The following is a 20,298-nucleotide window of genomic DNA, read 5'->3' as shown; positions in this document are numbered from 1 at the left end:
CTCATCGTGGCGGCGGTGGGCGGATGTCGCGCACTGAAACCGGGGCCCGCTGTTCAACCGGCGCAGCACGGTCTGACGCCGGCGCTTCGTCTGGCGGCGTGGTGCCCCACGATTGGTCGTCCATGAAGTAACGCAGGAACGGATTGCCGTCTTCCGTGGGCGGCGGCGGCGGGGGTTGGGGCGGCGGGTTCTCGGAATAGTAGTAGTCGGTTACCGCGCTGCCCGGGTGCTGGATCGGACTCAGGCCCTGCGGACGCACGCGCGGTCTGTCCGGCATGTCCTTCAGGGCAACCTTCATGTATTCCATCCAGATCGGCAGCGCGGCACGGCCCCCGGTTTCACCGCGACCCAGGTTGCGCGGCTGCCCGTAACCCATCCAGCTGATGGCGACCACGTCCGGGTTGTACCCGGCGAACCAGGCGTCCACATAATCATTAGTGGTGCCGGTCTTGCCCGCCAGATCGTTCCGCCCCAGTGATTTGACGCGTTGCGCCGTGCCCCGCTGCACGACGTCCTGCAGCATGGAGTCGACCAGCCAGGCGTTGCGCGGGTCAAGCACGCGCGGCGCATTGCGGCCCGCGATAGGGGGCTCGAAGCGCGCCAGCGTACGCCCATTGGCGTCCGTGATTTCCTGGATGATGTACGGTTCGACACGGAAGCCGCCATTGGCAAACACCGCGTACCCGGCAGCCAGTTGCCACGGCGTTACCGAGCCGGCGCCCAAAGCCATGGTCAGGTATGCCGGGTGGCGAGCAGGCTCAAAGCCGAAGCGACCGATGTAATCCTGTGCGTAGCGTGGTGTGATGGCCTGCAGGATACGGATCGAAACCATGTTCTTGGAGCGTGCAAGCGCGGTGCGCAAGGTCATCGGTCCGTCGAATTTGTCGTCGTAGTTCTTCGGTTCCCAAGCTTTGCTGCCCGTGATGTCGGCCGGGAAGAACAAGGGCTCGTCGAGCTCGTAAGTGGCTGGCGAATAGCCTTTTTCCAAGGCCGCCGAGAAAATGAAGGGCTTGAAGCTCGAGCCGGGCTGACGGTAAGCCTGCGTGACGTGGTTGAATTTGCTGCGGTTGAAGTCAAAACCGCCGCCGAGTGCACGCACGGCACCCGTGTGGGCGTCGATCGAGATAAGTGCCGATTCGACTTCGGGAAGCTGCAGGATTTCCCAACTCGAATTCTCTGCCGGGTGGAGGCGCACGATGGCGCCGCGCCGGATGCGACGGGTTTGCGGCGCGCGCTGATCCAGCATCGGGGTCACGAATGCCAGCCCCTTGCCTTTGATCGAGATGATCTCGCCGTTGCGGAACACGCGCACTTCTTCCGGTGATGCCGATAGCACCACGGCGGCGAGCATCTCGGAATAGTCGCGGTGTTCAAGCAGCACCTCGGCGAGCTTGGCGTCGTCCGAATCCTGGATGCCGGTCAGGTCGGCGAAGGCTTCCGGCCCCCGATAGCCGCGACGGCGATCAAATGCGAGCACCCCGTTGCGCAGGGCCTTCTGGGCTGCGAGCTGCTCGTCCAGCCGGACCGTGGTGATGATGCGCAGACCCATTTGATAAGCGTCTTCGCCGAACTGCTCGACGGCGATCTGCCGCGCCATCTCGGAAATGTAATCGCCACTGTTTTCGCGGCGCGAGGCGCGAGGGGAGCCGACCTTGATCGGGGTTTCGCGTGCAGTGTCGTAAGCGGCTTGATCGATGAATCCCGCATCAAGCATGCGGCCTAGCACGTACTGCTGGCGGATGGTGGCGCGATGAAGGTTGGTCAGCGGGTTGTACGCTGAAGGAGCCTTGGGCAGGCCGGCCAGCATGGCCGCTTCCGCAAGCGACAGTTCGTCGAGTGATTTGTCGAAATAGGTGCGGGCAGCCGCGACAAAGCCATATGCGCGATGGCCGAGGAAGATCTGATTTATGTACAGCTCGAGAATTTTGTCCTTGCTGACGCTCTTTTCGATCTTGAATGCCAGCAGGATTTCGTACAACTTACGGTTGTAGGTCTTCTCTCGCGAGAGGTAGAAGTTGCGCGCTACCTGCATGGTGATGGTCGACGCGCCCTGGCCGCGTCCGCCGGACGAAAGGTTTGCCAATGCGGCGCGTGCAATCCCGATGGGGTCGACGCCGAGGTGCTCGTAGAAGCGCTCGTCCTCAGCCGCGAGGATGGCCTGCTTGAGCATGGGCGGAACATCTTCGATATCGACGACGGCGCGCCGTTCTTCGCCGAATTCACCAAGAAGATGGCCGTCCGACGAGAACACCCGCAGCGGAATGCGCGGACGATAGTCGGTCAGTGCTTCGAGATCGGGCAGTTTGGGCCAGGCGAAAACGACGACGGTACCGAGCGTTGCGGCCGCGAGTATGATGCCTGCGAATGCCGCAGCCAGCAGATAGAGAAACCAGCGCATGAAGATGGTCAGAGAGAGTCAGCCAGAATTATACGGGGCGGCAGAGGCGGGTACCAGTTGACGAAAATGTTGCAGTTGGTGTTGACGTCGAGGGGGGTTTTTCTTTACACATCCTGAAACTTGTTGATAGCATTTGAAACACTAGATTAGGTAGTGCGCCTAATGTAAGGAATTTTAAGGATTTCTTGGTGAAACAGATCAATCTGTTCAGTTCGCGGGCGCAACAACTTGCCGGTCTGGATATTTCCTCGTCATCGATAAAGATGATCGAGATATCCGGTGATGCTTCATCCGGATATCGCGTAGAAGGTTACGCGGTGGAGCTCCTGCCAAAAGATGCCGTTCAGGACGGCAATATCATAGACCTCGATGGTGTGGCGGACGCCGTGCAGCGAGGCTTCAGACGCATGGGGGCGGCCACGCGCAACGTGGCCATGGCGCTTCCCGCCGCGTCGGTCATCACCAAGAAAATCTATCTGCCCCAAGGCCTGCGTGAGCACGAAATGGAGTTTCACGTGGAGTCCGAGGCCAATCAGTACATTCCATTTCCGCTTGACGAGGTCAATCTCGACTTCCAGGTGCTTGGCCCGTCCCCTGCGAGCCCGGACGACATTGAGGTCTTTGTTGCGGCATCCCGCAAGGAGAAGGTCGAAGACCGTGTGGCGGTCGCCGAGTCGGCCGGGCTCAAGGCGGTCATCATGGACATTGAGTCGCTGGCGGTCGAGGCTGCGTTCAGTCTCGTCGGTTCGCAACTGCCCGGCGGCATGAAAGGGCGCACGATCGCCCTCGCCGATATCGGCGCCAACAGCTTGCAGATGTCAGTCATGCGTGACGGCGTCCAGATCTACTCACGCGAGCAGGCCATCGGCGGCGCGCGCTTGACGCAAGACATTGCCCGCCAGTTCGGCATGACGCCGGAAGAGGCAGAGGCGGCGAAACGCTCCGGTGAGTTGCCGCCCGAGTGCGAGCGTGATCTGCGGAGGCCTTTCATGGACTCGGTTGCGCTGGAGGTGTCCCGTGCATTGCAGTTCTTCTTCACTTCAACGCAGTTCAACGAAGTGGACCACATCGTGCTTGCGGGTGGTTGCGCCATCATGCCCAATCTGGCCGATGTCGTGAGCGGACGCACACAGGTGCCGACGACCGTCGCCAATCCCCTCGCCGGCATGTCCGTGTCCTCGAAGGTCCGAGCCAAGGGTCTGGCGACGGATGCCCCCGCGTTGATGGTCGCCTGTGGCCTTGCCCTGCGGAGGGTCGCGTCATGATTCGCATCAACCTGCTTCCGTATCGCGAACTGATCCGACGGGAAAGGCGGCGCCAGTTCTATACGGTATCCGCGCTGATGGTTGCGCTCGGTGCGGGCATCGGCTTTGCCGGCCACATGTACATGGCCGGCAAGATCGAGCACCAGGAGTCGCGCAATAGCCTGCTGCAGGCCGAGATTCGCAGTCTGGATGCCGAAATCAAGGAAATTGCCGGCCTACGGGCGCAGATCGACGCGCTGATTGCCCGTAAGCAAGTCATCGAGACGCTGCAGGGTAATCGCGTGCAGCCGGTGTACATGTTCAATGACCTGGTTGCGCGCATTCCCGACGGCGTGTATCTGCGCTCCCTGCGGCAGGTCGGTAACCGGATCACCATCAACGGGCACGCGCAGTCGAACGCTCGTGTGTCGCATCTGATGCGCAGTCTGGCCGAATCCCCTACCTTGGCGGACCCGGTGCTGATCGAAGTGAAGTCGGTCAATAGCGAGGGGCGCAGGCTCAGCGAGTTCACGCTGAGTGTTGGCCTGGTTCAGCCGCCCGTGGCTGAAACGACCGCGGGAGCGAATTGATCATGGCATTCGGCGCAAAGAAGCTGGACCTGAATCGCTTTCTGGACGATTTCAAGGGCCTCGATCCGAATGACCCCGGCGTGTGGCCCACGGTGCCGCGCGTCACCGTGTTCGTGGCGTTGTTGGTGGCCACGGTTGCAGCAATCTGGTGGTTCGACTGGAAAGATCAGGCGCTGGCTCTCGAGCAGCGACGAGCGCAGGAGCAGCAGCTGCGTACCGAGTGGCAGCAGAAGAAGCGTCAGGCTGTAAACCTTGCGGCGTACCGGCGTCAGCTTGAAGAGACCGATCGTCAGTTCAGTGCCTTGCTGCGTCAGTTGCCGAACAAGGCGGAAATGGACCAGTTGCTCGCCGACATCAACCAGGCTGGCCTCGGGCGTGGCCTGCTGTTCGAGTTGTTCCGCCCGGGCACCGAGGTCGTGCGCGACTTCCACGCGGAGCTGCCGATCAACGTGAACATCATCGGTTCATACCACGATCTCGGCGAGTTCGTCGCGGATGTTGCCCGCATGCCGCGTATTGTCACCTTGAGTGACATGAACCTCGAACGCGGTCGAGATGGAAGCCTGAGCTTCAAGGCACGGGCAACGACCTATCGCTATCTCGACGATAACGAGCTTGCCGCGAAGCGCGCGCAACAGAAGCCGAGGCGGTGATCAAGATGAAGAAAACACTGCTGCCTGTTGTGATGCTGGGCCTGATGCTCAGCGGCTGCGCCGAAGAGGGCGACGATCTGCGGATGTGGATGACGAACGAAGCCGCCACGATGGTGGGGCGTATCAAGCCCCTGCCCGAGATCAAGCCATTCCCTGTGGTGAATTATGACCAAGGCAATGCCGTCGAGCCTTTCAGCGCCTCGCGCATTCGCCTGGAACTGAAGGCGCGCTCCGGCGATGGTCCGGACATGTCGCGTCCGCGCGAGCCGCTTGAGGCGTATCCGCTCGAGTCGCTGCACATGGTCGGTGCCTTGATCCAGAACAATCGCTCGCACGCCTTGATCGGCGTGTCGGGACGTGTGCATCAAGTGGCCGTCGGCAATTACATCGGCCAGGATCACGGCATGATCACGAAGGTCACCGATTCCGAGGTGACACTTACCGAAATCGTTGAAGACATGAACGGCGACTGGGTCGAGCGAACCAGCCGTCTGCTGCTGCAAGAGCGCTAGGAGCAATACGATGAAACGCGAAAACATGATGGCGCTGTTCGGGGCAGTGGGCGTAATGGTGCTGCCGCTGCTGTTCCAGTCCGGTGCCTATGCGCAAACGGCTCCTGCTGCCTCGGCTGCCCAGCCTGCCGGAAATCAGATCCGCGATTTTCAGGTGGGGGAGTTGGGCGGCACCTTGCTGTTGCGGTTGAGTTTTGCCGAGCCGCTGACAGAACTGCCTCAGAGCTTCAGTATTTCCAACCCTGCTCGCCTTGCGTTCGACTTTCCGGAAACCCGTAACGGCTTGGGGCGTGTGCAGCAAGTGATCAACCGTGGCGATGTCCGCAGTGTCAATATTGTCGAGTCGGGTTCGCGTACGCGCATGGTGCTGAACGTTTCGCGACTCCCCGAGTACGAAGCGCGGCTTGAGAACGGGGATCTGGTGATTGCGGTCGCCCCTTCGTCGAACACGACCGCATCAAGCGGCGACGCTCCTCAGCAGGCATTGGCGAACTTCACCGCGACCTCGAAGGGTCAATATGCGGGAAAGAGCGTCCACGACGTTGTCTTCCGCCGTGGTGAGAATGGCGAAGGTCGCGTGGTGGTGCAGTTGTCCAGCCCGGATACCGGCATCAACGTGGTTCAGCAAGGCAGCAACCTCATCGTCGAATTCGCACGTACCTCCTTGCCGGAGCATCTTCAACGTCGCTCCGACGTGACGGATTTTGGCACGCCGATTACTCGGATGCAGGCACAGATGCAGGGTGACACCGCGCGTATCGTGGTCACGCCGAATGGCCTCTGGGAGCACAGTGCGTATCAGACCGACAACCAATTCGTGCTCGAGGTACGCAGGCTCGTCGAAGATCCGAATCGACTGGTACAAGGCGGCGGGCGAGAGCAGTTCGCAGGTGAGAAACTGTCGCTGAACTTCCAGGATGTCGAGATTCGCTCGGTATTGCAGGTCATCGCCGACTTCACCGATTTCAATATCGTGACCAGTGACTCCGTGTCGGGCAATCTCACGCTGCGTTTGAACGACGTGCCTTGGGACCAAGCTCTCGACATTATTTTGCAGGCCAAGGGCCTTGATAAACGTCGGAACGGTAACGTGATCTGGATCGCGCCGACTACCGAACTGGCAGCGCGGGAGCGTCAGCAACTGGAAGTGCTTGCTCAGCGTGGCGACCTGGAGCCTCTGGTGACGGAAAGCTTCCAGATCAATTATCACAGCGGCCAGGAGATTTTTGACTTCCTGAAGAGCAAGGATCAAACCGTCCTTTCCAAGCGCGGCAGTGTTGTGGTCGATGCTCGTAGCAACAAGGTGTTTGTTACGGACGTGCCGTCCCGATTGGATGCGCTGCGCCGGTTGATTCAGGAGATCGATGTTCCGCCGCGCCAAGTATTGATTGAGGCTAGGATCGTTGAGGCGAACAAAGGGTTCACGCGGGACTTAGGGGTGCGCATGAGTTTTGGGGATACTCGCACCCGCACCCGTGACGATATTAGAGGCAGGGGCGGTCTGCGCCCAGGGCAGTGGCAAAACGGTCAACTGACTGGAGAGGGTGGCTCCACTGGGGGAACTAGTCCTGTGGCTAACTTTTCGGTCTTGAATATGGCGCTGTTCAACTCCTCTGCAACTAGATTCCTGAACCTTGAGCTTTCTGCGCTTGAGACGGATTCACGGGGCAGGGTGATCTCCAGCCCGCGCGTTTTGACGGGCAATCAGAAGGAAGCGGTGATTGAACAAGGTACGGAAGTTCCGTACCAAGAGTCCACCAGTTCTGGTGCCACCAATGTGTCCTTCAAAAAAGCCGTATTGAGCCTGCGGGTGACGCCTCAAATCACACCTGATGGCCGTGTTCAACTGAGTGTGATGGTGAACAAGGACCGCCCTGACTTCGCCAATGCAGTAAATAACGTTCCGCCGATCCTGACCCAGAATGTTCAGACGGAGGTGTTGGTGGACAACGGTGGCACAGTGGTGATTGGTGGCATCTACGAAGAGGAAGAGACGACAAGCATCAACCGTGTGCCTCTCCTTGGGGAAATCCCCGTGGTTGGAGCGCTTTTCCGCAACACGGCGCGAGTTTCCAATCGCACCGAACTCTTGGTGTTCATTACTCCGCGCATCGTGACAGAGTCGCTCACCTTGCGTTGATCAGGTATAAGACGAAATCCGGTTCAGCGCGGAATGACTGAGTGATTGCATATGAGGAGCCTGTCGTCCTGATCGGGATGATGGGGGCGGGTAAAAGTACGGTCGGGCGCGATTACGCGAAGCGGCACGGCCTTGAGTTCATTGATTGCGATCATGAGCTTGAGGCGCGCACTGGCGTGAAGATCGCAACGGTCTTCGAGATCGAGGGGGAGGCCGGATTCCGGCGCCGCGAAAGCCAGTTGATTGAAGAGCTGCTTGAGCGCGGCGGGACAGTGCTTGGCACTGGTGGCGGTGTGGTGCTGGCGGCCGAGAACCGATTGGCGCTGCAGCGGCGTGGTATCGTTGTTTACCTGAATGTTCCGCCTCGGGTGTTGTGGGAACGTACGCGGCACGACCGTAGCAGGCCGCTGCTGCAGGTGCCTAACCCGCGCGAACGCATCGAAACCCTCTACCGTGAGCGCGACCCGCTTTACCGCGAGGTTGCAGACATCGTCATCGATGGCAATCGCGGCAGCCCGGCGGGAATGGTGCGGCAGCTCGAGGCCGCGATCGAACTCTTCAAGCAGAAAAATGCGCACTCTCAATGTCGCCCTGGGTAACCGGGCCTACCCCATACACATCGGTCGCGGGCTGCTCGATCAGGCCGATTTGATCACCCCGCACCTGAAGACCAAACGCGCGTTCGTCGTGACCAACGATGTCGTGGCGCCGCTGTATCTGGCTCGTTTGCGCGCAACGCTCGAAGGTGCCGGCGTACGAGTCGAGCAGGTCGTCCTGCCGGACGGCGAAGCGCACAAGGACTGGGCCACGCTCAACCTCGTGTTCGACGCCTTGCTCAACGCCCGCTGCGAGCGCTCGACCACCCTTATCGCCTTGGGTGGTGGGGTGGTCGGTGACATGGGTGGCTTTGCCGCGGCAACCTACCAACGCGGCATGCCCTTCATCCAGATTCCGACCACCTTGCTGGCGCAGGTCGATTCGTCCGTGGGCGGCAAGACGGCGATCAATCATCCCCTTGGCAAGAACATGATCGGGGCCTTCTACCAGCCGCGTCTGGTGCTGGCAGACATCGACAGCCTGAACACGCTGGCCGATCGTGAATTGTCGGCCGGTCTGGCCGAGATCATCAAGTACGGCCTCATTCGCGACCCCGAATTTTTCGAGTGGCTCGAGGCCAACATCGAGCGCTTGCTCGCACGTGAGCCCGAGGCATTGGCGCATGCCATTGAGCGGTCGTGCATGAACAAGGCAGAAGTGGTCGCGGCTGACGAAACCGAGCAGGGCGAGCGGGCCTTGCTGAACCTCGGTCATACCTTCGGGCATGCCATCGAGACCGGTCTCGGCTACGGCGAGTGGTTGCATGGTGAGGGTGTGGCGGCCGGAACCGTGATGGCCGCTACGCTTTCGCAGCGTCTGGGCATGCTGCCGGCGGCCGAAATCCCGCGCATCGTGGGCTTGTTCGAGCGTGCCAGGTTGCCGGTGCAGGGGCCGGACATGCCGGTGTCGCGCTATCTCGACTTGATGGCCAATGACAAGAAGGTCGAAGAAGGCAAGCTGCGCTTGATTCTCATGGAACGCATCGGCAAGGCCGTGATTCGCGGCGATGCGCCGATAGCCGAAATCACGGCGGCCATCGAGAGTTGCTGCGCATGAGTGTGCTGGCAGCCTGGGCCGTCTGCGAGACGAATTCGGCGGGGCGGCGTCATGCCGAGCCGGGGCCGTCGGAGCGCAACGAATTTCAGCGTGATCGCGACCGCATCATCCACTCCACGGCGTTTCGCCGGCTCGAGTACAAGACGCAGGTGTTCGTCAATCACGAGGGCGACCTGTTTCGCACGCGGCTCACGCACAGCATTGAAGTCGCTCAGATCACGCGCAACATCGCGCGTGCACTGTCGCTGAACGAAGATCTTGCCGAAGCCATCGCGCTGGCGCATGACCTCGGCCATACGCCGTTTGGCCACGCTGGCCAGGACGCGCTGAACGAGTGCATGAAGCCCTACGGCGGTTTCGAGCACAACCTGCAGTCGCTGCGCACGGTCGATGAGCTTGAAGAGCATTACGCGGCGTTCGCCGGCCTGAACCTCACGTTTGAAACCCGCGAGGGCATCCTCAAGCATTGCTCGCGCCCGAATGCCGAGCGGCTGGGCGATGTCGGCAGGCGGTTTCTGGAGGGCACGCAGCCTTCGCTCGAAGCGCAGCTCACAAATCTTGCCGATGAAGTGGCCTACAACAACCATGACGTCGATGACGGCCTGCGTTCCGGGCTGATCACGCTGGAGCAGCTCGAGAGCATTGCCTTGTTCGCCGAGCGCCGCCGCGTGGTCGAGGCTGCCTGGCCGGGGCTCACCGGACGCAAGCTGATCCACGAGACCATTCGGCGCATGATCAACGATACGGTCATCGATCTGATTGCAACCACGCGCGCCAACATCGCGGCAGCCGGCGTGCAAAGCCTGGAAGATGTGCGCCAAGCGGGCCGGATGGTGGCCTATTCGTCCGAAATGGCTGCCACCCTGCAGGAGCTCAAACGCTTCCTGCGCGAGAATCTGTATTGGCACTATCAGGTGCTGCGCATGACCGACAAGGCGCGCCGCATCATCAACGACCTCTTCTCCGCCTTCATGTCCGACCCGCGTCTGCTGCCACCGCAGTATCAGCAGCGTGCGCGCGAGGACAAGCCCCGCGCCATCGCCGACTACATCGCCGGCATGACCGACCGCTACGCCATCCGCGAGCATAGACGCCTCTTCGCGGTCGGCGAAATCCATTGATTCGTAATGGATTAGGCGTCTGCCCAAGACGCCTGCAGAGCTAACCCGGCCCTTGAATCAGGGGGGCGATAGGGGTATAGTCTCCAACCCGCTAAAGTACCATTCCGGCCCGTGTCCGCGCTTCAGGTCGTCTCAGGCCGGGCGCCAGAACACTGGCCGTTTTTATGCGCCCCGTGAACGCGGTGCTGAGTGCGGCGAAGCATGAGCAGCGCGCCGCCCGTTTGATCCCGGCAAAGCCGGTGACCTAGTCGTTTAAAGGATTCACGTGATGGATGTCCCCCACAAGCAGGGCCTGTACGATCCCGCCAACGAGCACGACGCTTGCGGCGTCGGCTTTGTCGCTCACATCAAGGGCAAGCGAACTCACGAGATCGTGTTGCAAGGCCTTGAGATCCTCAAGAATCTCGACCACCGCGGTGCGGTGGGCGCAGACCCCCTGCAGGGTGACGGTGCCGGCATCCTGATCCAGATTCCCGACCAGCTGTATCGCGAAGAGATGGCGAAGCAGGGCGTGACCCTGCCCATTTCGGGCGAGTACGGTGTGGGCATGGTGTTCCTGCCGAAAGAGCGTGCTTCGCGTCTGGCCTGTGAGGGCGAGATCGAGCGCGCCGTGCGCGCCGAAGGCCAGGTCGTGCTGGGCTGGCGCGATGTGCCGACCGATCCCGAAATGCCGATGTCGCCGACCGTGCGTGCGCAAGAGCCGATGATCCGCCAGATCTTCGTCGGCCGTGGTGACGACGTGATGGTGCCGGAAGCGCTGGAGCGCAAGCTTTACATCGCGCGTCGCCGCGCCGCCAACGCCATTCGCAACCTCAGCCTGCAGCACGGCAAAGAGTTCTATTTCGTGTCGATGTCGGCTACGACTGTGAACTACAAAGGTCTGCTGTTGGCCGATCAAGTCGGTCAGTACTACACCGACCTCGTTGATCCGCGCGCCGTGTCGGCGCTGGCGCTGGTGCACCAGCGTTTTTCGACCAACACCTTCCCGCAGTGGAGCCTCGCCCACCCGTTCCGCTACATCGCGCACAACGGCGAGATCAACACGCTGCGTGGCAACTACAACTGGATGCGCGCGCGTGAGAAGGGCGTCTCCTCGCCGCTGCTCGGCGCCGATCTCGACAAGATCTGGCCGCTGATCTACCCCGGCCAGTCCGACTCTGCCGCCTTCGACAACGCGCTCGAACTGCTCGTGATGAGCGGCTATTCGCTTGCCCAGGCCATGATGATGATGATTCCCGAAGCTTGGGAGTCGCACACGCACATGGAAGAGAAGCGCCGCAACTTCTACGAATACCACGCCGCCATGATGGAGCCGTGGGACGGCCCGGCTGCGGTGGCTTTCACCGATGGTCGCCAGATCGGCGCCACGCTCGACCGTAACGGCTTGCGTCCGGCACGCTATCTGGTCACCGATGACGACCTCGTCGTGATGGCCTCCGAATCCGGCGTGCTGCCGATTCCCGAGAGCAAGATCGTCAAGAAATGGCGTCTGCAGCCGGGCAAGATGTTCCTGATCGATATGGAACAAGGCCGCATCATCGACGACAACGAGTTGAAAGAATCGCTCGCCAATGCTCGGCCGTATGGCGACTGGCTGTCGCGCATCAACATCAAGCTCGACGGTCTGACCCTGCCGGAGGGCGTGCAGCCGCCGAGCAGCAAGGTCGAGTTGCTCGACCGTCAGCAGGTCTTCGGCTACACCCAGGAAGACATCAAGTTCATCCTCGAGCCGATGGGCAAGGCTGGTGAAGAGGGCAGCGGCTCGATGGGCAACGACTCGCCGCTGGCGGTGCTGTCGTCCAGAGAGAAGCCGCTGTACAACTACTTCCGGCAGCTCTTCGCGCAGGTCACCAACCCGCCGATCGACCCGATCCGCGAGCAACTGGTGATGTCGCTGGTGTCCTTCGTAGGTCCCAAGCCGAACCTGCTCGAGATCAACGAGATCAACCCCCCGTTCCGTCTTGAAGTCAGCCAGCCCGTGCTCGACTTCGACGCGATGGCCAAGATCCGCAACATCTCGCGCTATACGCACAACAAGTTCCGCTCGTTCGAGCTCGACATCTGCTACCCGGTCGAGTGGGGCAACGAAGGCGTCGAGGCGCGTCTGGCCTCGCTGTGCTTCGAAGCCGAAGATGCCGTGCAGCGCGGCTGCAATATCCTGATCGTGTCGGACCGCCGCGTTGATCGCGATAACGTCGCCATTCCGGCGTTGCTGGCGCTGTCGGCGATCCATCAGCATCTGGTCACCAAGGGTCTGCGCACGCGCGCCGGCCTGATCGTCGAAACCGGCACCGCGCGCGAAGTGCATCACTTCGCCGTACTCGCGGGGTACGGCGCCGAGGCGGTGCACCCGTACCTCGCCATGGAGACGTTGCAGCAGCTCTTCGGCGAAGGCGAAGCCGGCGACAAGGCGATCGCCCATTTCGTGAAGGCCATCGGCAAGGGGCTGATGAAGGTCATGTCCAAGATGGGCATCTCGACCTACATGTCCTACACCGGCGCGCAGATTTTCGAAGCCATCGGTCTCAAGCAGAGCTTCATCGACAAGTACTTCACCGGCACCACCAGCCAGGTCGAAGGCATCGGTGTGTTCGAGGTGATGGAAGAGACCATCCGCCTGCATCGCAAGGCCTTCAGCAATGATCCGGTGCTCGCCAATATGCTCGATGCCGGCGGCGAATACGCTTTCCGTATCCGCGGCGAAGAGCACATGTGGACGCCCGACGCCATTGCCAAGCTGCAGCACGCCACGCGCACCGACAAGTACGAGACGTACAAGGAATACGCGGCGATCATCAACGACCAGAGCCAGCGTCACATGACGCTGCGCGGTCTGTTTGAGCTGCGTGGTTGTGCGCAGCCCATCCCGCTCGACGAGATCGAACCGGCCAAGGAAATCGTCAAGCGCTTCGCCACCGGTGCGATGTCGCTCGGCTCGATCTCGACCGAGGCGCATTCCACCCTCGCCATCGCCATGAACCGTATCGGCGGCAAGTCGAACACCGGTGAAGGCGGCGAAGACGTGGCGCGCTTCAAGCCCATCACGCAGGCCACCAGCCTCGCCAAGGTGATCGGTGAGTCGCGCGTCGAGCGTGACATTCCGCTTGCAGCCGGTGACAGCCTGCGTTCGTCGATCAAGCAGGTCGCTTCAGGCCGCTTCGGCGTCACCACCGAGTATCTGGTGAATGCTGATCAGATCCAGATCAAGATGGCGCAGGGCGCCAAGCCGGGCGAAGGCGGCCAGTTGCCGGGTCACAAGGTGTCCGAATACATCGGCGCGCTGCGTCATTCGGTGCCGGGCGTGGGCCTGATTTCGCCCCCGCCGCACCATGACATCTACTCGATCGAAGATCTGGCGCAGCTCATCCATGATCTGAAGAACGCCAACTCTAAGGCCGACGTGTCGGTGAAGCTGGTGTCCGAGATCGGTGTCGGCACGATTGCCGCCGGTGTTGCCAAGGCCAAGGCCGACCACATCGTCATCGCCGGCCACGATGGGGGCACGGGCGCATCGCCGCTGTCGTCGATCAAGCACGCCGGTTCGCCGTGGGAACTGGGCTTGGCCGAAACGCAGCAGACGCTGGTGCTCAACGGCTTGCGCAGCCGCATCCGTCTGCAGGTCGACGGCCAGATGAAGACCGGCCGAGACGTCGTCATCGGCGCGCTGCTGGGTGCCGACGAATTCGGTTTCTCGACCGCTCCGCTGGTGGTCGAGGGCTGCATCATGATGCGCAAGTGCCACCTCAACACCTGCCCGGTGGGCGTGGCCACGCAGGATCCGGTGCTGCGCCAGAAGTTCTCCGGCCAGCCCGAGCACGTGGTGAACTACTTCTTCTTCGTGGCCCAGGAAGTGCGCGAGATCATGGCGCAGCTTGGCGTGCGCAAGTTCGACGACCTCATCGGCCGTGCCGATCTGCTCGACATGAAGCCGGGCTTGTCGCACTGGAAAGCGCGTGGTCTGGATTACAGCCGCATCTTCTACCGCCCCGCGGTGGCCGATGGCGTGGCTGTGCTGCACACCGAAAAGCAGGATCACGGCCTCGAGAAGGCGCTCGACAACAAACTCATCGAGCTGGCAAAGCCGGCGCTCGAGCGTGGCGAGCGTGTGAACATTGATCTGCCGGTGAAGAACGTGAACCGCACCGTCGGCGCCATGCTGTCCGGCCGCGTGGCCGAGAAGTACGGCCACGAAGGTCTGCCGACCGACACCATTCACGTCAAGCTCACCGGCACGGCCGGCCAGAGTTTCGGCGCCTTCCTCACGCGTGGCGTGACCTTCGAGCTCAACGGCGAAGGCAACGACTACGTTGGCAAGGGCCTGTCGGGTGGTCGCATCATCGTGCGCCCGGTGGGTGAGTTCCGCGGCACGACGGCCGAGAACATCATCGTCGGCAACACCGTGCTGTACGGCGCTACTGAAGGCGAGGTGTATTTCGCCGGCGTGGGCGGCGAGCGTTTCGCGGTGCGTAACTCCGGCGCCACGGCAGTGGTCGAGGGCGTGGGTGACCACGGCTGCGAATACATGACCGGCGGCACCATCGTTGTGCTGGGCGCCACGGGCCGCAACTTCGCCGCGGGCATGTCGGGCGGTGTCGCCTACGTGCTGGACGAGATGGGCGATTTCGAGACGCGTTGCAACATGGCACAGGTGGCACTCGAGCCGTTGCCCGAAGAGATCGAAGCGCGCAAGGGCTCCGAATCCGGCGATGAACTCGAATCGCACGGCCGGGTCGAGATCGATCACCTGAGCATGGGTGACGAGCTGATCCTCAAGGGCCTCATCGAGCGCCATCTGCGTTTCACCGACAGCCCGCGTGCGAAGCAGATTCTCGACAGCTGGGATGATTACCGGACGAAGTTCGTCAAGGTCATGCCGAATGAATATCGTCGTGCGCTGGGCGAAATCGCCGAGCGTCAGAAGCAACTGGAGGCCGCATAACAAATGGGCAAGCCAACCGGATTTCTTGAGTACGAGCGTCTGTCCGAGGCCTATGCGCCGGTGCCGGAGCGCCTGAAGAACTATCGCGAGTTCGTTTTGCGTCTGGATGACAAAGAAGCGGCGATTCAGGGTGCGCGCTGCATGGACTGCGGCATTCCGTTCTGCAACAACGGCTGTCCCGTGAACAACATCATTCCCGACTGGAATGATCTGGTGTTCCGCAATCAGTGGCGTGAAGCCATTGCCGTGCTGCACTCGACCAACAACTTCCCGGAGTTCACCGGCCGCATCTGCCCGGCTCCGTGCGAAGCCGCGTGCACGCTGCACATCAACGACGACGCGGTGGGCATCAAGTCCATCGAGCACGCCATCATCGACAAGGCGTGGGAAGAGGGCTGGGTCAAGCCGTTGCCGCCGAGCGTCAAGACCGGCAAGAAAGTTGCCGTGGTCGGCTCCGGCCCGGCCGGCATGGCCGCTGCGCAGCAGCTCGCGCGTGCAGGTCATGACGTGACCGTGTTCGAAAAGAGCAATGCCGTGGGTGGTCTGCTGCGCTACGGCATTCCCGACTTCAAGATGGAAAAGCATCTGATCGACCGTCGTGTCGAGCAGATGGAAGCCGAGGGCGTGACTTTCCGCACCGGCGTCATCGTGGGCGACAAGGCCGTGCCGGCCGGCATCAACAACGATGCCACCGAAGTCATCAGCGGCGATCAGCTCAAGAAGGATTTCGACGCCGTGATTCTCGCCGGTGGCTCGGAAGTGCCGCGTGATCTGCCGGTGCCGGGGCGTGAGCTCTCTGGCGTGCATTTCGCGATGGAATTCCTCGTGCCGCAGAACAAGGAAGTCGGTGGTGGCCCGGCCAACCCGATCTCCGCGAAGGGCAAACACGTTGTGGTCATCGGCGGCGGCGATACCGGTTCGGACTGTGTCGGCACCTCCAACCGCCACGGCGCTGCTTCGGTGACGCAATTCGAACTGATGCCGATGCCGCCCGAGCAGGAAGACCGTGAGCTGACCTGGCCGTACTGGCCGGTCAAGTTGCGCACCTCGTCCTCGCATGAGGAAGGCTGCGAGCGTGATTTCGCTGTTGCCACCAAGGAGTTCATCGGCAAGGACGGCAAGGTCACCGGCCTGCGCGCCTGCCGTATCGAGTTCAAGGACGGTCGCATGGTCGAAGTGCCGGGTTCGGAGTTCGAGCTCAAGGCTGACCTCGTGCTGTTCGCGATGGGCTTCGTCCATCCGGTCGGCGGTCTGCTAGATGCCTTCGGCGTCACCAAGGACAAGCGTGGCAATGCCAGCGCGACCACCGACGGTGAAGGCTGCTATGCGACCAACGTCGACAAGGTGTTCGCTGCGGGTGACGTACGCCGTGGTCAGAGTCTGGTGGTGTGGGCGATTCGCGAAGGTCGTCAGGCTGCCCGTGCCGTCGACGAATTCCTGATGGGTGAAAGCGTACTGCCTCGCTGAACGGCGAATCGCCCAAGGGCGGGGAGTGTCTGGAGCGCGGGCCATGGCCTGCGCTTGTGTGACGGTCGTGGGGCTGAGCGGTTGTCAGCGAACGTGCAAGGCGTATAAGCCTGTTGCCCTGTCGAGCGGCAGATGCTGTCTGAAAACGGACCCGGAAGGGTCCGTTTTGTTTTTGGTGCTACGGTTGCATGAATGCCGAATGCGTGGATAAATGCAGGCACGAAGCGACTGCTGGAGACGACTGCATGCGTGCCGTCCGACGATTGTTGTGCACCGCTCTTGCACTGTTCGGTGCAGGCCTCGCACTGCCGGTTTCGGCCAGCAATGCTCAGATCACGCCCGTACGCATCGTCGTTCCGTTTTCGCCGGAAGGCGGCACGGACATCTTCGCGCGTCTGGTAGCGGCGCATCTTGGACGGCATCTGCCAGGCAAGCCCGATGTGCTGGTGGAGAACCTGCCAGGGGCGGGGGGCAGTCTCGGCGCGAATGCATTCGTCGAACGAGCGCGGAAAGGCGAGGTGGTTCTGCTTGCCGCTTCAGGTCATCTGAACCTGCGGGCCGTGCTCGGCCTGCGGGGGCTGCAGATGAAGCAGGCCGAATTGGAGCCGGTGCTCGCCTCGCCGATGGGACACGTGACCGTGATCCCCACGCAGATGGGCGTAGGCGCGCCGCATGAAATCGGGAAATTCAAGGGGCGGCTGACCAAGGGTATCAATGACCCGGTGGGGCAGCTCGAATCGCTGGTGGCTCTCGACATGCTCGGGCTCGATTACAGCCCCGTGTCGGGGTTCGGTGGGCGGGGCGAGACGCTGGCTGCGTTCGAGCGTGGTGAGTTGAGCATCAACACCCAGGCCACGCCGGTTTATCTTTCACGCTTCGAGCCGCTGGTGCGTCTGCGCCGCGTGATCCCCTTGTATGCCATCGGATTCATCGACGAGCGAGGGCAGTCGATACGCGATCCGGCTGTGCCGGGCCTCATCACCGCGCCGGAGCTGTATCAGCGCCTGCACGGCCGCCCGCCATCGGGCCCTTCGTGGGAGGCCTTCAAGGTGGTCGTGCCGTTGGTGCAGGATGCCCGCGCAACGCTGTGGATGCACAATGCCCTGGCGGCGAAGACACGCACAGAGATTCGGGCCGCCCTGAACGCGATGGTGCACGACGCCTCTTTTCATCTGGCCGCGCGTGAAGCGCTTGGTCAGTATCCGGTCTTGCATGGAGACGAGTTGCGCCGTATCCGAAGCTCGATGGATTCCGTGTCGCCGGACGTGCTGCAGTACCTGCGGGACATGCTCAAGTCACGTTATGGCGTCGAATTCCAGTCGTGAGTGCTCAGTAGGGCGGCTCGACAGGGTGTGAGGCGATGATGGCGTCGGCCAGTTGTCTGCCGCTCAGCCAGGCACCTTCCACACGCCCGCCCATCAACCAGTCCCCGGCCAGCCCGATGCGGTCATCCGGGTCCCACACCGAGCCGATATTGGCCGGCTCCAGGCTGCCCGCATGGCACCAACGGTGCAGGGTATATTCATCCGGGCGCGGCGCACCGAGTTGGCTGAATTCTTCGATCATGGCTTCCGCCACTTCGCGCATCTCTTCCTCCGATTCGCCCCCGATGTCGTCTGCGGCCGGGGCGTGGGCGAGCCACACGTGGCCCGGCGGCCGGCCGGGTTTGGACGAATCGCGTGCGACCCAACTCAGTGCCCCGTGATTGACGAAAGCGGCATCGAAGTTCAGTTCGGGGTCCTCGAAATAGCGCGCCATCAGCGCCCATGTGCCACGCATCGGGGTTTGCGCGGCAAGGTCTGCGAGGCCCGGTGAGGCCTCCACCAGCAGTGCGCACGCTCGCGGTGCGGGAAGCGTGAGGATTACGCCGGAATACGATTGATCGAGCACGCCGTCTTCTGTGTCAAAGATCCAGTGGTCGTCTTCGCGACCCAGCGCAGTCACGCAGGTCTCGTAACGCACCGGCAGGCCGGCGGCAAGATAGTCGCTCAAGGCGGACATGCGGGGCGTGCCGACCAGCCGCAGCGCATCCTGAGCGATCTGAGCAGCACCTTCTGCCTCCACGGCAATCAAGCGAGGATGCCACTCGGCCACCACGCCAGCGCCACGCCATTCCTGCACGGCGGTGAGAAATGCCGGGTCTCGCGCGGTGAAGTACTGCGCGCCGTGATCGCACTGCCAGTCATGCAGCACCTGGGTCGCTACGCGTCCGCCCGGTGCGGGCCCTTGGTCGAGCAACTCGACGGCATGGCCGGCCGCAAGCAAGCGCGCCGCGCAAGACAGTCCCGCGATGCCTGCGCCGATGATCGCGAGCGGCTTCTGGGCAGGGTTCATGGCTTGATTCTCCTGAGTATGAGTCGGCGTGAGCGAGCGGTCAGGGTACGGCTTTGAAGCGCGCTACCAGAACACCTTGTGCATCATGCAGTTCGAGACGGCTGGCGTCGATGCGCCAGTTGCATACGCGTTCAAGTGCTGACAGGAATCGCTGTTCAACGCCCTGGTCGTCGAGGCAGGCCATTCTGGTGGTGGCGATCCTGCGCAATGCCATCGAGTCGCCAGCCAGCTCGACGCTGCCGGTGAGGCGGTTGCAGCCGGTGGAACCGCTGATGCGGCTGGCCTCGCCGGGGGTGAAGGTGATGAACGGCGCACGCTCGTCACTCCGAGCCGTTACTACAGCGTCGCCCAAGCGCTCGAGGCGCCAGTGCGTGTCGGCGAGCGTCGGTGAAGGCGGCGCCTGGACGGTGCCGGGGTTTGTAGCATCACGCGCAGCAACGCCATGGTCCGCATGCGGCGTGGTCTCGGCGGTCGCGCTGGCTGGTTTGCAGCTCACCGGGCTGCCGGATTGCGTGACGCGTTCAACGATCACGGTCGGACGGGCTGGCCCTTCCATGTTGACGCGATCGACGATGCGCGCCTTCACGGTCACCGGAAGAGGCCGATCCAGGGTCGAGCCGGACGGCGTGGCAGCCTTTTCGAGACGCAGGTAGTCACCCTCCATGGCCACCGGCATGCGCCGGCCGGTGGCGCAGTCCTCGAGGGTGGCGCTGTCGGCAAAGTAGGTGAAGTGGCCTTCGAGCGTGGTGACGGGCTCGATGGGGCTGAGTCGAGACGAGCGGTACAGCGTGTAGTTGAGCGTTGATTCGATCGGCCGGCCTTCGGTGTCGAGCAGGGTCAGCCAGCCGTCGTCAGGGCGCAGCATGCGGCGCTGGTCTGGTTGGTAGCGCAGCTCGAGCACGTTGTCGTGCAGTGTCCAGCGGCCGATGCTGTCAAAACGTGCATCGCGCTCTTGATAGGCGCTGCGCTCGTAGAAGACACCGTCTTCGAACAGGTCGAGACGCATTTCGATGCCCGGGCAGTCTGCGCATGGCAAGATCCCCACATACGAGCCGACCACGCGTTGATCAGCCTGCGCCGAGTAGATGAAGCACGCCGTCGATGCTGCCAGCAGCCCTCGCAAGATGTTCTGCATTCTTGGCTCCCCGCGGCGCGAAGCCGCATTGTCGAGTGTCGAATCATGACGCGTGCCCGCCTCGCCTTTGACTGGGTGACCCCCGGCGGTAAGATGCGGCCTCGTCGCTCCG

14 protein-coding genes are annotated in these 20,298 nt (G+C 62.2%); 11 read left to right on the top strand and 3 right to left on the bottom strand.

Annotation, left to right across the window (positions count from 1 at the left end; all coding sequences use genetic code 11):
- Window position 1 precedes the first annotated feature (1 nt).
- Entirely contained in the window at window positions 2–2,398 is a 2,397-nt protein-coding gene (locus AC6H0W_RS01395) for a penicillin-binding protein 1A (RefSeq protein WP_497575318.1), read from the bottom strand.
- A gap of 188 nt (window positions 2,399–2,586) precedes the next feature.
- Between AC6H0W_RS01395 and AC6H0W_RS01390 the strand changes: the two genes are divergently transcribed.
- The 11 genes from AC6H0W_RS01390 to AC6H0W_RS01340 all read left to right on the top strand — a co-directional run bounded on the left by AC6H0W_RS01390 (window position 2,587) and on the right by AC6H0W_RS01340 (window position 18,042).
- Complete coding sequence (locus tag AC6H0W_RS01390) at window positions 2,587–3,663, top strand: pilus assembly protein PilM (protein ID WP_497575317.1); 1,077 nt, start codon at window positions 2,587–2,589, stop codon at window positions 3,661–3,663.
- The gene (locus AC6H0W_RS01385; RefSeq protein ID WP_497575316.1) at window positions 3,660–4,232 is read left to right on the top strand and encodes a PilN domain-containing protein; all 573 of its coding nucleotides are present in this window, start codon (window positions 3,660–3,662) and stop codon (window positions 4,230–4,232) included. The genes AC6H0W_RS01390 and AC6H0W_RS01385 overlap by 4 nt, the downstream gene beginning before the upstream one ends.
- 2 nt (window positions 4,233–4,234) lie before the next feature.
- Window positions 4,235–4,885: a type IV pilus inner membrane component PilO gene (locus tag AC6H0W_RS01380; protein ID WP_497575315.1), complete on the top strand. Its 651-nt coding sequence runs from the start codon at window positions 4,235–4,237 to the stop codon at window positions 4,883–4,885.
- A 5-nt stretch (window positions 4,886–4,890) separates the two neighbouring features.
- Complete coding sequence (locus AC6H0W_RS01375; protein ID WP_497575314.1) at window positions 4,891–5,397, top strand: pilus assembly protein PilP; 507 nt, start codon at window positions 4,891–4,893, stop codon at window positions 5,395–5,397.
- Window positions 5,398–5,407: 10 nt separating this feature from the next.
- On the top strand, window positions 5,408–7,537 hold the full coding sequence (locus AC6H0W_RS01370; RefSeq protein ID WP_497575313.1) for a type IV pilus secretin PilQ: 2,130 nt from the start codon (window positions 5,408–5,410) through the stop codon (window positions 7,535–7,537).
- A 44-nt stretch (window positions 7,538–7,581) separates the two neighbouring features.
- Window positions 7,582–8,136, top strand: a complete 555-nt coding sequence (locus AC6H0W_RS01365) for a shikimate kinase (protein WP_497576177.1) — start codon at window positions 7,582–7,584, stop codon at window positions 8,134–8,136.
- Window positions 8,108–9,190: a 3-dehydroquinate synthase gene (aroB, locus tag AC6H0W_RS01360; protein ID WP_497575312.1), complete on the top strand. Its 1,083-nt coding sequence runs from the start codon at window positions 8,108–8,110 to the stop codon at window positions 9,188–9,190. The genes AC6H0W_RS01365 and aroB overlap by 29 nt, the downstream gene beginning before the upstream one ends.
- Complete coding sequence (locus AC6H0W_RS01355) at window positions 9,187–10,311, top strand: deoxyguanosinetriphosphate triphosphohydrolase (RefSeq protein WP_497575311.1); 1,125 nt, start codon at window positions 9,187–9,189, stop codon at window positions 10,309–10,311. The genes aroB and AC6H0W_RS01355 overlap by 4 nt, the downstream gene beginning before the upstream one ends.
- Before the next feature lie 268 nt (window positions 10,312–10,579).
- Window positions 10,580–15,250 carry a glutamate synthase large subunit gene (gene gltB, locus AC6H0W_RS01350; protein WP_497575310.1) on the top strand — a complete coding sequence of 1,557 codons (4,671 nt, stop codon included), beginning with the start codon at window positions 10,580–10,582 and terminating at the stop codon, window positions 15,248–15,250.
- Window positions 15,251–15,253: 3 nt separating this feature from the next.
- On the top strand, window positions 15,254–16,717 hold the full coding sequence (locus tag AC6H0W_RS01345) for a glutamate synthase subunit beta (RefSeq protein ID WP_497575309.1): 1,464 nt from the start codon (window positions 15,254–15,256) through the stop codon (window positions 16,715–16,717).
- Between the two features lie 245 nt (window positions 16,718–16,962).
- Entirely contained in the window at window positions 16,963–18,042 is a 1,080-nt protein-coding gene (locus AC6H0W_RS01340; RefSeq protein WP_497575308.1) for a hypothetical protein, read from the top strand.
- 4 nt (window positions 18,043–18,046) lie between these two features.
- On the opposite strand, the gene AC6H0W_RS01335 is transcribed toward AC6H0W_RS01340, so the two are convergent.
- Together AC6H0W_RS01335 and AC6H0W_RS01330 are read right to left on the bottom strand one after the other, a co-directional pair.
- Entirely contained in the window at window positions 18,047–19,051 is a 1,005-nt protein-coding gene (locus AC6H0W_RS01335) for an NAD(P)/FAD-dependent oxidoreductase (protein ID WP_497575307.1), read from the bottom strand.
- Between the two features lie 40 nt (window positions 19,052–19,091).
- The gene (locus AC6H0W_RS01330; protein WP_497575306.1) at window positions 19,092–20,186 is read right to left on the bottom strand and encodes an META domain-containing protein; all 1,095 of its coding nucleotides are present in this window, start codon (window positions 20,184–20,186) and stop codon (window positions 19,092–19,094) included.
- Window positions 20,187–20,298 lie beyond the last annotated feature (112 nt).

This window comes from Pseudazoarcus sp. NS20, assembly GCF_059703745.1.
The sequence above is the reverse complement of the archived record's forward strand: the minus strand, read 5'-3'. Positions and strand labels throughout refer to the sequence as shown.